At 43.4% G+C, this 12,186-nt stretch carries 14 protein-coding genes and 1 riboswitch; of the genes, 1 reads left to right on the plus strand and 13 read right to left on the minus strand.

Annotation, left to right across the window (positions count from 1 at the left end; all coding sequences use genetic code 11):
• Positions 1 to 61 precede the first annotated feature (61 nt).
• Positions 62 to 161, minus strand: a riboswitch (TPP riboswitch).
• A 131-nt stretch (positions 162 to 292) separates the two neighbouring features.
• On the minus strand, positions 293 to 439 hold the full coding sequence (locus tag ACFOJ8_RS06635) for a hypothetical protein (RefSeq protein ID WP_380659905.1): 147 nt from the start codon (positions 437 to 439) through the stop codon (positions 293 to 295).
• A 97-nt stretch (positions 440 to 536) separates the two neighbouring features.
• Here ACFOJ8_RS06635 and ACFOJ8_RS06640 point away from each other — a divergent pair, with 97 nt between their 5' ends.
• Complete coding sequence (locus ACFOJ8_RS06640; protein WP_380654305.1) at positions 537 to 728, plus strand: hypothetical protein; 192 nt, start codon at positions 537 to 539, stop codon at positions 726 to 728.
• A gap of 56 nt (positions 729 to 784) precedes the next feature.
• On the opposite strand, the gene ACFOJ8_RS06645 is transcribed toward ACFOJ8_RS06640, so the two are convergent.
• The 12 genes from ACFOJ8_RS06645 to dnaJ form a co-directional block, all read right to left on the minus strand.
• Positions 785 to 2,659 carry a PTS fructose transporter subunit IIABC gene (locus ACFOJ8_RS06645; RefSeq protein ID WP_380654307.1) on the minus strand — a complete coding sequence of 625 codons (1,875 nt, stop codon included), beginning with the start codon at positions 2,657 to 2,659 and terminating at the stop codon, positions 785 to 787.
• Positions 2,659 to 3,573, minus strand: coding sequence for a 1-phosphofructokinase (pfkB, locus tag ACFOJ8_RS06650; protein WP_380654309.1), 915 nt, complete (start codon positions 3,571 to 3,573; stop codon positions 2,659 to 2,661). The genes ACFOJ8_RS06645 and pfkB overlap by 1 nt, the downstream gene beginning before the upstream one ends.
• The gene (locus ACFOJ8_RS06655; protein ID WP_380654311.1) at positions 3,570 to 4,322 is read right to left on the minus strand and encodes a DeoR/GlpR family DNA-binding transcription regulator; all 753 of its coding nucleotides are present in this window, start codon (positions 4,320 to 4,322) and stop codon (positions 3,570 to 3,572) included. The genes pfkB and ACFOJ8_RS06655 overlap by 4 nt, the downstream gene beginning before the upstream one ends.
• Before the next feature lie 109 nt (positions 4,323 to 4,431).
• Positions 4,432 to 5,091: a hypothetical protein gene (locus ACFOJ8_RS06660; RefSeq protein ID WP_380654313.1), complete on the minus strand. Its 660-nt coding sequence runs from the start codon at positions 5,089 to 5,091 to the stop codon at positions 4,432 to 4,434.
• 11 nt (positions 5,092 to 5,102) lie between these two features.
• Positions 5,103 to 6,095, minus strand: coding sequence for a flotillin-like protein FloA (gene floA / locus ACFOJ8_RS06665; protein ID WP_380657054.1), 993 nt, complete (start codon positions 6,093 to 6,095; stop codon positions 5,103 to 5,105).
• Positions 6,096 to 6,129: 34 nt separating this feature from the next.
• Positions 6,130 to 6,810 carry an NfeD family protein gene (locus tag ACFOJ8_RS06670; protein WP_380654315.1) on the minus strand — a complete coding sequence of 227 codons (681 nt, stop codon included), beginning with the start codon at positions 6,808 to 6,810 and terminating at the stop codon, positions 6,130 to 6,132.
• A gap of 118 nt (positions 6,811 to 6,928) precedes the next feature.
• Entirely contained in the window at positions 6,929 to 7,105 is a 177-nt protein-coding gene (rpsU, locus tag ACFOJ8_RS06675) for a 30S ribosomal protein S21 (RefSeq protein WP_380654317.1), read from the minus strand.
• Positions 7,106 to 7,206: 101 nt separating this feature from the next.
• Positions 7,207 to 7,872, minus strand: coding sequence for a deoxyribose-phosphate aldolase (gene deoC, locus ACFOJ8_RS06680; protein WP_380654319.1), 666 nt, complete (start codon positions 7,870 to 7,872; stop codon positions 7,207 to 7,209).
• A gap of 63 nt (positions 7,873 to 7,935) precedes the next feature.
• A complete protein-coding gene (gene mtaB / locus ACFOJ8_RS06685) occupies positions 7,936 to 9,291 on the minus strand; it encodes a tRNA (N(6)-L-threonylcarbamoyladenosine(37)-C(2))-methylthiotransferase MtaB (RefSeq protein WP_380657056.1) in 1,356 nt (451 codons plus the stop codon).
• Between the two features lie 70 nt (positions 9,292 to 9,361).
• Positions 9,362 to 10,102 carry an RsmE family RNA methyltransferase gene (locus ACFOJ8_RS06690; RefSeq protein ID WP_380654321.1) on the minus strand — a complete coding sequence of 247 codons (741 nt, stop codon included), beginning with the start codon at positions 10,100 to 10,102 and terminating at the stop codon, positions 9,362 to 9,364.
• A 4-nt stretch (positions 10,103 to 10,106) separates the two neighbouring features.
• Entirely contained in the window at positions 10,107 to 11,039 is a 933-nt protein-coding gene (prmA, locus tag ACFOJ8_RS06695; RefSeq protein WP_380654323.1) for a 50S ribosomal protein L11 methyltransferase, read from the minus strand.
• A 2-nt stretch (positions 11,040 to 11,041) separates the two neighbouring features.
• Positions 11,042 to 12,166: a molecular chaperone DnaJ gene (dnaJ, locus tag ACFOJ8_RS06700; RefSeq protein WP_380654325.1), complete on the minus strand. Its 1,125-nt coding sequence runs from the start codon at positions 12,164 to 12,166 to the stop codon at positions 11,042 to 11,044.
• Positions 12,167 to 12,186: the final 20 nt, after the last annotated feature.

Raw genomic sequence — 12,186 nt, forward strand, 5'->3', positions numbered from 1 at the left:
CTCTTATAAATTAAAAACCCACTTCCAGCATAGGAAGTGGGTTTAGTAGAAAGAGATGGTGTATTCAACCAAACCACTTCTCTACGCTGGCATTATCCAGATCAGATCAAAGGGATCAGCCTTGTGGCTGTCTCAGCAAAATCGCACCCCTAGTGGTATTGCTATTCGATTATTTTAAATACTAATGAATACATATTGAAAAGTCAAACTATAATGATATATTCTGATTCTTTTAGTGTCATAGTTGAGCCTAGATCATTTCCTATAGCGTTGTGTCAAATATATATGAGAATTAGGAGTCGAATCGAGAGTCGATGCCGAGATCAATATCATCATAGATGTCCACTTTTGAAACGGGCTTAAATTCATAGAGTGGCAATAGCCAGTGCTTAGTCGGAGTTCGTCCACTTTTTTTAAAGTTACTTAAATTAAATCCCATATATGTAGAGTACATGTACATTTTATATGATGTTTTGAGTATGATAAGGTGGATATATGATAAAAAGTGGAACACTGAGATGATGAAGGAGGATACAATGTCTAAAAATAAGAGTGTGATGTATATTCTCATAGGTATAGTGTTGATTGCTGCAATTACAGGATTGCTTAGCCTTATGAATGATAGCACGCCGAGTAGAGGACAGATTCTTGCTCTTGTTGGACTCGGCGCAATCACCATCGTGGCCGCACTTGGATTCATCGTCAGACTATTTACCTATAGAAAATAGTAAACTTATGGATGTTTACAGTAAAACCCCGCATGATATTTCATGCGGGGTTGGTTTTATTGAGTGATACGCTTTTTCAGTAGACCGAGCATTAGTGCTGCAATGGCTGTACCAATGAGAAGTGAGACAAGGAACATGACTCTTCCTTCACCGATTGTCAGAGCAACAAACAGACCACCATGTGGTGCATTGATGGATGTTGCGAACGCCATGGCGAGTGCACCTGCTGTAGCAGAACCGACGACCATAGACGGAATGACTCTGAGCGGGTCAGCTGCTGCAAATGGAATGGCACCTTCTGTGATAAACGATGCACCCATGATTACATTTGTCGGACCTGAAGATCTTTCAACTTCTGTGAATTTGTTTCTGAACACTAATGTTGCAACTGCGATAGCCAGTGGTGGCACCATACCACCAATCATTGCAGCTGTAATTGGTTCGGGATTATTTGCAGAAAGTGCTGCAATACCGAATGCATAGGCTGCCTTATTGATTGGGCCACCCATATCGATTGCCATCATACCACCGACAATCGCACCAAGCAGAACAATATTCGTTCCACTCATGTTACTAAGTGTTGTATTCATCCATTCGTTCAATGCTGATGCTGGTGGATCGACGATGTAGTACATAATGACACCTGTCAGGAATACGCCAATCAACGGATAGAGCAGTACAGGCTTCAAACCTTCAAAGGCTTGTGGAAGGTTTTCAAGCACTTTCTTAATGCCGAGCATCAAATAACCTGCGAGGAAACCAGCAATCAGGCCACCAAGGAATCCGGAGCCCATCGTCGAAGCCATAAGTCCACCGATCATACCTGGAGCAAGACCGGGTCTATCAGCAATACTCATTGCGATGAAGCCAGCAAGAATGGCGATTATCAATTGGAAAGCATTACCGCCTATAAAGTTAATCATCTCGGCAATCGGATTATATTCAACACTTTCTGGATCTGCCGAGTTAATACCGAACATGAAACTGATAGCGATCAATATACCACCTGCAACGACGAATGGTAGCATGTTGGATACACCGTTCATCAGGTGCTTGTAAATCGAAGACTTGCCTTTGGACGACTGTTCTCCGTCTTCAAGTTCCTGTTTCGATTTTGATGCACGATATGGCGCGCGTTTTGTATCGAGTGCTTGGTTGAGTAGTTCTGCTGGACGTTTAATACCATCCGCAACTGGGGATTCCACAACATTCTTCCCGTCGAACCTTGCCATTTGGACATTCGTGTCTGCCGCAACAACAACACCTGCAGCACGTGCGATATCTTCGTTGGTCAGTGCATTTTTGACACCGGCTGAACCATTTGTTTCAACTTTGATGTCATATCCGAGTTCTGCCGCTTTCTTCTTCAGCGCATCGGCAGCCATATAAGTGTGAGCGATGCCGGTCGGACAGGCAGTGACACCAACGATATACGGGCGATCGGAGGGGGCGGAGTCAACTTCCTCAGTCGCCTCCGATTCATCGAATGCATCAATTGTTTCTATAATTTCTTCTTTTGATGATGCATTCATCAGTTGTTTTCTAGCATCATCGTTCATTAGGATGGTAGATAGTTTGGCTAGGGCGTCGAGATGCGTGGTCGCTTGTCCTTCCGGTGCCGCGATCATGAAAAACAGGTAAGCTGGTTGGGCATCCATTGAATCGTAATCGATACCATCTTGGCTTCTACCGAACATGATGGCTGGCTCGAGTACTTCTGTTGTTTGTGCGTGTGGAATTGCGATACCATCACCGACACCAGTTGTACTTTGCGATTCTCTTTTATGGATAGCAGCTTCAAAACCGTCCTTCTCAGAAATCTTACCTGCTTTAAAAAGTCCATCAACAAGTTCAGTAATTACTGCATCTTTGCTCGAAGCACGGACATTCATATTGATTGTGTCTTTTGTTAAAAGTTCTGTTATTCTCATCATTTCACCTCTTCTATTGATTGAACTTCAATTTTATCTAGCAGTACTTCAATGTCGGCTCTGGTCGCAAGATCATCGCTGAACGCTGTTGCGCTGCCACAAGCTATGGCGTATTTAAGCTGTTCTTCTACACCACTTTCTTTTCTGCTGATAAATCCTGCCACTGTCGAATCGCCTGCCCCTACGGAGTTCTTAAGTGTCCCTTCCGGTGACGGAATGAAATACTCATGATTACGATTGATGAAAAGTGCGCCACCTTCACCCAATGTTAATAGAATGTTCTTAGCACCCTGATCAATAAGCACATGCGCAGCATCTATCATCTCGTTTGTCGTTCCAAGAGTTCTGCCAGTAATGCCTTCCAGTTCAAACTGATTCGGTTTGATCAGATAGGGTTCGTACTGCAAAGTTGACGTCAATTTCGACCCTTCGGCATCGATTGTGAATTCAATACCTTTATCGTGCAGCAGTTTGGCTAACTCTTCATAAAGATGATCATAACCGGAAGGTACACTGCCCGCGAATACGACATGATCTTCTGACGTCATAGTGGACAATTGCGCCTTAAGCTTATCAATATCCACGTCCGTAATCGAAGGCCCAGAAGCGTTAATTTCAGTTTCTTCACCAGTCTTCAGTTTGACATTGATGCGCGTATCTCCATCTACCGTGATGAAATCACTTTGTATGTTCTGATCTTTCAATGTTTGCTGGATGAATTCTCCTGTAAAGCCGCCTGCAAAACCAAGGGCGGTCGAGGGTACATCAAGCGCACTCAGTATTCTCGAAACATTAATCCCCTTACCGCCGGCATACTTTGCTGTATCTGACGTACGGTTCAGTTCCCCAATTTCAAGTGTATCTAGCCTGACTACATAGTCGACCGAAGGGTTGAATGTTACTGTATAAATCACTGTTTTCCACCTCCGTATATTTCAGTACGTGATTTAATTTTTTCCATAAAACTGTGGCTGATGTCATCAGTAATTATTGATGCATCTTCTATATCTGCAAATTGTATGAATGCTGATCGGTTGAACTTGGTACTATCAACTAATGCGTATGCATTTCTCGATTGGCGGATGGCCCGGCTCTTAATATATGCCTCTTCTTCTTCCGGCGTAGATAAACCATGTGCTGTGTCAATGCCGTTTACACCAACAAAACATTTATCAAACGATAGCCTGCTGATTTTATCTATCACTTCCGGTCCCACAACTGCTTTAGTGGATGGCTTGACCCTGCCTCCTAAGACATGTGTCTTATGACCATTTCTGACAAGCTGTTCAATCAGCGTAATACTGTTAGTGACAATGGTCAGATCATTTTGTGAGATAAAAGGAAGCATTTCGTATGTTGTTGTGCCTGCATCTATAAAGATGATATCTCCATCTTGAATAAAACTCGCAGCTGTCTGAGCGATTTTGATCTTTTTAGAAAGGTTTTTTACTGCCTTATCTCTGTAATCTTCCTCGTGCTCGATATGATTGATTGCTGCGCCCCCATGTACCCGTTCAAGTAGACCTTTTTCTTCGAGGTGCGTCAAATCTCTACGAATTGTAGGAGCACTGCTGAAAGTAATATCGACAAGTTCGCTGACTGATGCAGTTCCATTTTCATTAAGATGATCCATTATTTTCTCGTGTCTTTGATTGGTCAGCATTTCATCACCTTCTTCTCACATAATATAATACATAATTTAATCAGAGTCAATCATTAACAATCAAAAACAATCATAAAATATAAAAAAATAACGCCAGCATTTGCTGACGCTATTTGCGTGATTTCGGCTTATTAATGATTTCTGAGAAAATAATGCCGTTGACAATATCCTTTCGACCGAAAGATAGGGCTTCTCTACGCACTTTCTGTTTCGGCTTCTGTGGCTCTGGTTTTCTTCTTGTTGACTCTCGGCCGCTCGTCTGAATTTCAGATCGACGGGTTTCATCCAATTTTCGGCCACCAGATTGTATTTCTTCTTTTGTTCTTTGGGCCCAGTCTGAATTCTTAACTTCTTTGGATTTCTCATCGTAAGTATTCATTGCGCGTCTACCTACATTAGTTTCTTTAGCCTTTTCTTCAAGACTACGACCAAAGGAGCGTTCCGTCATTGGACGTTGAGTCGACTGACGTTGAGTCTTTTCTGCGACAGGTCTCTGCTGAGTTTCCTTTGCAGGCCGGCTTGCTTCCTGGCGAGTCTGTTGTTCTTCTCCAGAAAGGCGGCGTTCGACTTCACCCATCAGATCATCAAAGAGTCCCTTAGGACGATCGCGCGTTTCTTCCTGCCTTCTTCTTGGAGCAGATTGACCGGTTGGCCGATCCATCTTGCTTGGGTCAATATTCCGCTCTTCTTTGTTCTCTTTATTCTTCTGTCCGGCAATTGCTGTATAGATTATTCCGCCGATAAAGATAAGCAGAGGGATTATTTCCATAATATCACAGCCTATTCGTCATTATCTTCGCGTGTCGGATCCGTCATCTTGTTGATGGAATCTCTCATGTTAGTATCCGCTTCGACATTTTTGAGGTTGTAATAATCGCTGACTCCAATGTTTCCACTTTCAAGTGCTTGCGCAAACGCGAGCGGCACTTTGGATTCTGCTTCCACAACTTTTGCTCTCATTTCTTCGACACGTGCTTTCATTTCCTGTTCTTGGGCAACGGCCATTGCGCGACGCTCTTCGGCTTTTGCCTGCGCGATGTTCTTATCGGCTACGGCTTGCTCCGTCTGAAGATCGGCACCGATGTTTTTACCGATATCTACATCGGCAATATCGATGGAGAGAATTTCAAATGCAGTACCGGAATCCAGTCCCTTTGAAAGAACTGTTTGAGAGATCATATCCGGATTTTCAAGTACTTTAGTGTGTTTTTCGGAAGAACCGATTGTGGATACAATACCTTCACCAACACGAGCAACGATAGTATCTTCTCCAGCACCACCGACTAGACGCTCGATGTTAGCACGCACAGTGATACGAGCTTTAGCTTTTACTTCGATTCCGTCCATTGCCACACCGGCAATGAATGGTGTTTCAATAACTTTGGGGTTAACGCTCATTTGAACGGCTTCAAGTACATCACGACCGGCGAGATCGATGGCTGCACATCTTTCAAATGTAAGATTGATGTCCGCACGCTGTGCAGCGATCAGAGCATCAACGACACGGTCCACGTTACCTCCGGCGAGGAAGTGGGACTCAAGCTGATTTGTTGTAACTTTAAGCCCAGCTTTATGTGCTTTAATCATTGGTTCGATTACACGTTTTGGTTTGACACGTCTCAATCTCATACCGACGAGTGAGAAAATACCTACATTAACACCTGCTGCAATGGCAGATATCCATAGTCCAATCGGTACGAAGGACAGAAGGAATGAGATGACGATGAATGCAATGACGATAAGAAAAATTATCATCAATGATGATCCTGTGATAAACATTAGATCCATTTAAAACGCTCCTTTGAGGTTAATCTTCTTTCGGTCTTACTACTACGCGTGTTCCTTCGACATGTATTATCTTTACTTCTACGTTACCTGCAATATAAGACCCTTCCGCTACTGCATCAATACGCTCGTCACCGAGTCTTATCGTGCCTGACGGCCGCAGAGGTGTAGATGTCTTCGCTGTCTGTCCAATCAGATAGGAACGATCATCAAAAGACGTGTATCCTGATTCTGCATCAGTCGCATCATTAAGTATCAGGCGGCTTAGTATTGGTATCTTTCTTTTCTTGAATTTCACAAATATCACCCACTCGATTAGTGCCAGAAAAATAATGGCCATTAAGTAGAGACCAAAGACTGCCATATTATCACTCACTAACAATATACTTAAGAGCAGCAGTAGCCCGCCCATGATGCCAAGAATCGCTCCAATTACAAAAAACTCGATTATGATGAGCGCGATACCGGTTACAAAAAGAACCAGCGAAACGCCATTATAATCACCAATTAAAAGGTGGCCTGAGTAAAAGATTATTATGGATGCAAAAGCCAGTACGCCGATGATGTTAATCTCTTCGGAAAACAGCTGATAGATAACGCCGAGGAAAAAGACTAGTAGTAATATAAAGGCGATTACTGGCATTGTTACAACATCTCTGAATGTATATAAAACGTTTCCCATCAAAAATGTTTCGGTCGCCATATGAATCCCCTCCATTAACTTCATTATACATTAAATATTAGTAATATTGAAATGATTGATAAAAAAAAGACAGCACAATGTGCTGTCAATATATCTGAATTATCAGAGGGAGTACAACCTATTTAAACTTACGTTTACGGGCAGCTTCAGATTTTTTCTTACGCTTTACGCTAGGCTTTTCGTAGAACTCTCTCTTACGAGCTTCCTGAATCGTACCGCTTTTAGAAACTGTGCGTTTGAAACGACGCAGCGCGTCTTCAATAGGTTCGTTCTGTTTAACTACTGTTTTAGACATCGTCTTCCCTCCCTCCGGATAACAAAAACCTTACATTTACATAGTTAATACTATGTACTCACACATTATAATATATTGTAAAAAGCCGGTCAACTGCTAATTCAATAAGAACTTTCGCTCGTTCCGCCGCTGATGATGGCTTTACCACTGGATGCACCGATTCTTGTTGCGCCACTTTCAATCATGATTTTGGCATCTTCGAAGGAACGTACACCACCGCTTGCTTTGACTCCCATGTCTTCCCCAACTGTCATACGCATCAGAGTGACATCTTCTGCCTTGGCACCGTCACCATTGAATCCCGTGGATGTTTTGACGAAATCTGCTCCACATTTTTTGCTCAATTCACACGCTTTAACAATTTCATCGCTATCGAGAAGTGCTGTTTCAATGATGACCTTAACCAGGACTTCCTGACCAGCAGCATCGCATACGGCTTTAATATCGTTAAAAACAAGATCTTCGTTACCTGATCTAAGCGCACCGATATTGATGACCATATCGACTTCGTCAGCGCCGTTTTGGATGGCATTCATTGTTTCAAATGCTTTGACTTCACTCGTAGTCGCACCGAGCGGGAAGCCGATGACCGTACATACTTTAACATCACTATCTTTGAGCAAATCTTTACATGTCGACACCCACGCTGGATTTACACAGACACTGCAGAAATCATATTCCATTGCTTCTTGGCACAATTCAAAGATTTGGTCTTGAGTCACTTCTGGCTTGAGCAGTGTATGATCAATATATTTCGAAAGTTCCATCGCTATCACTCCATAATAGTTTATAGTCTTTTGCTTGATGCTCTTTCTAGCTTCGATCTGTAATTAATGCATTGATCGTTCTAGATACGCGTATGCCTTAACCATCGGTTTTTCAAGAACTTTGACGATTTCGCCTTTGCTTATTGGGTAGCCTGGTTCAGTCACTTTGACTTTTACCAATTCCCCTGTAAGCGACGAATCCCCTTCAACCTCCACTTTCATATAGTTGTCGGCATGTCCAATCAGCAAGCCATCCTTCTCTTCTTCCGGGATGATTTCGAGTACATCATCTTTGAACTGATCCGCATAGGATTGTGCCAGACTGTCGGACAGTTCGATTAATTGATGGACACGGTCATTTTTTATATTCTCATCAATCTGATCAGTCATCCTCGCTGCTGGTGTACCTGTTCTGATGGAGTACGGGAATACATGAAGCTCTGAGAAATGATGCTTTTTGATGAAATCGTATGTTTCCTTGAACTCTTCTTCGGTTTCACCCGGAAATCCGACGATGACATCGCTTGTGATTGCTACATTTGGCATGATTTCTTTAAGTTTTATGATACGGGACTCAAAGAATTCCATCGTATACTTTCTACGCATCCGTTTTAAGACAGTATCGCTACCAGACTGTATTGGAATGTGCAGGTGACGCACAATTTTGTTTGAATCATTGATGACATCGATTACCTCATCCGTCAGTTGACTCGCCTCGATACTTGAGATACGCAAACGGTTAAGACCATCCACTTCCTCCAGGTCTCGTAACAATTGAGCAAGGTTATAGTCCTTCAGGTCTTCGCCGTATCCGCCAGTGTGAATTCCAGTCAGTACGATCTCCTTATAGCCCTGATCTACAAGCTGCTGCGCCTGTTCGACGACTTTCTCAGGGTCACGCGAACGCATGAGGCCACGCGCCCAAGGGATGATGCAGAAAGTGCAGAAATTATTACAGCCTTCCTGTATTTTCAGAGTTGCACGTGTACGATCAGTAAAATAAGGGACATCCATCTCTTCGTATGTACGCTTCTTCATGATGTTTTTGACACCATTGATCGGCTGGCGCTCCTCGTGATACTGGTCCACGTAGCCAATCAGCTTGTCCCGGTCTTCAGTACCAATGATGATATCAACACCTGGAATGTCCATGATGTCCTTTGGCGCGGTTTGGGCGTAGCATCCTGTGACGGCGACTACTGCGTCTGGATTATTTCTGATGGCCCGTCTAATGACCTGCCTGCTTTTTTTATCGCCTGTATTTGTAACGGTACATGTATTGATGACAAACACATCTGCATTCTGGCTGAATTCAACACGATCATAGCCTTCATTCTTAAAGAGCTGCCACATCGCTTCTGTTTCGTAGTGATTCACCTTACAGCCCAATGTCTGAAATGCAATTGTTCTTCTGCTCATATAAATCAGATCTTTCTTCATAAATTTATGGTCCATACGCTCCATATAATAGCATAGCCTGCCCCTTTCTTCAATCAAGGGCAGGCGTTTCAAAACTGTGGCTAATCGCCGACAGTGCATATAAAGGAGCTGTTTCGGCACGAAGTATCCGCGGGCCGAGGCGGACGGAATGATGTTTTAAGAGTAATTCTGTTTCTGCATCACTAAATCCACCTTCCGGTCCGAAAATGAAAGCAATGCGACTGCCAGGAGCTAGATCAGAAAGCGCATTTTGTAAGCTTGTCGCTGGGTTGAGTGCGTTGCCTTCAAAAGCGAACAGCAGACGATCGTGAGTATTGAAGTCGAGACTTTTAACAGCAGGAACAAAACGGATATTTGGAATCATCTGTCGTCTGCTCTGTTCGCTCGCTTCCTTGACGATTTTACTAAATCTTTCAAGGCGCTTCTTCTGCTTTTTATCATCCAACTTCACAATACTACGGTCTGCTTCATATATCATAAACTCATGGGCGCCGAGTTCGGTCGACTTTTGTATCATCCAGTCGAACTTCTCTCCTTTGAGTAATGGGCAATATATGGATACTTCGACTGGCAGTTCAGGTGATTCCTCAACAGTACTCAATACACGGCAGTTGATGTCTCCATCCACTTCTGTCACTTCACATAAATAAGTAGACTTTTGCCGATCAACAACATGAAAAGTATCTGCTGGGCGAAATCGCATTACATTCTTCATATGATGGGCATCATCGGCAGTGATTTTGAAGAATTGGCCAGAAGATAGCACTTGGTCTATAAAATACCTCTGCATCGGACTACCCTTTTACGGCATGGATACTGACCCAGCCACTGTCTTCAAGTATTTCCTTGATTTCGAATCCTGCACGTGTCATATGGTCGACAATACCGTCACGCGCTTCCGTAATGATGCCAGAAGCAATGAAACTGCCGTCTGTATTCAGACGTGTATAAGCGTCGTCAATCATTTCGTCGATGATATGCGCTAATATGTTGGCGATGATAATATCATACTGACCGGATTCTGATTTAAGCAGATCCCCAGTTTCTAATACGACATCGTTGACACAGGCATTCAATTCAAAGTTTTCACGCGCTACCTTAATTGAAAGCTCATCTATATCTGTCGCTTTTAGGTCTCTTGCGCCCATCAAGTGAGCACCGATGGTCAGAATACCTGAACCGGTCCCAACGTCGATGATTTTATGATGGGGTTTTACGGTAGCTTCCACCATCTTTAGACACATGCTTGTCGTCGGATGATCACCAGTACCAAATGCCATGCCAGGATCAAGCTTGATCAGTTTGTCGTCTTCTCGAAACTCATAATCTTCAAGCTCCCAAGACGGCACGATGACAAACTCCTCGGATACCCGGAAACTGTGGAAATACTTCTTCCATTCGTTCTCCCAGTCCTCTTCATCAATTTCTCTTGTAATGATGTTAATATCGTCACGGGCATCAAGTGGATTACTGCCGATAAAATCACGGATTTCCTGGAGTTTACCGCTGATATCAGCTGTTTCATCGAAGTAGACGATTATGCGGATATCACTCTCCGGATAATCAGTAGGGTCGAGACGGTACTTATCATCAAAATTGTCGATCTTCTTCTTCAGAATATCGAGGGAGTGTTCAATCGACACGCCCTTGGAAATTGTGTTGAGAAAACCTGAAAGCATTTCCTCATTGCTTTCTTTAGTGTGAATGGATACTTCATGCCATTTCATAGTCAGTCACCCTTAAAAAATCTTTTCGTCTTATCAAAGAAATTTTCGTTCTGCTCAGTGATATCTTCTCCACCATGCTCTGCGAGCTGACGGAAGAGCTCTGTTTCACGCTCTGTAAGCTTCGTTGGCGTCACGACTTTTACTGTAACAAACTGGTCGCCATAACCATAACCGTGAACGTTTTTGACACCTTTCTCCTTAAGGCGGAATCTTCTGCCGGATTGTGTCCCGGCCGGAATAGTCAGTACGACTTCAGAACTCATAGTTGGCACTTTTACTTCGTCGCCAAGCGCAGCCTGAGCAAATGAAATCGGTAGTTCATAATGAATATCATCTGCATCTCTTGTAAATCGCGTATCCGGTCTGACACGGAAGACAACATACAGATCACCCGCTGGGCCGCCATTGATACCTGGCTCGCCTTTACCCTGTAGCCTGATTTGCTGGCCATTATCGACACCTTCAGGTACAGTCACTTCAATTTCGACATCCTTCGTTACAGTACCAGCACCTTTACAGTTATCACAAGGATTTTCAATCTGTTCACCTGTACCGCTACATGTCGGACATGTACGTTCGGTCTGTATTCTGCCAAATGGTGTGTTCTGCTCTACAGCAACACGACCAGCACCTGAACACATCTTACACGTAGACTTTGAAGTGCCCGGTTTTGCACCATTTCCGTCACATACATCACACTGTACTTCTTTTTTGACGTTAATCGTCTTAGTAACACCGAAGACAGCTTCATCAAAATTGATTGTCATTGTATATTGAAGGTCGTCACCTTTTCTTGGTGCATTTGGATCCATTCTTCCACCGCCACCGAAGAATGAACTGAAGATATCTTCAAATCCACCGAATCCGCCGGCGCCGCTGAATCCGCCACCGCCACCGAACTGCTGGTTCATGCCTTCATGACCGAAACGATCGTACTGTGCACGTTTATTATCATCACTCAATGCTTCATAGGCTTCTGATACTTCCTTAAATTTCGCATCAGAACCTTCATCTTTATTTATATCCGGGTGATACTTTTTTGACAGCTTACGGTATGCCTTCTTTATTTCGTCTTTTGAAGCATCCTTGCTGACGCCAAGCACCTCATAGTAATCTCTTTTTGCCATTCTATCGCCTCCAACCTGTA

Origin of the sequence: Salinicoccus sesuvii (genome assembly GCF_042648145.1) — a bacterium.
Lineage (GTDB): Bacteria > Bacillota > Bacilli > Staphylococcales > Salinicoccaceae > Salinicoccus > Salinicoccus sesuvii.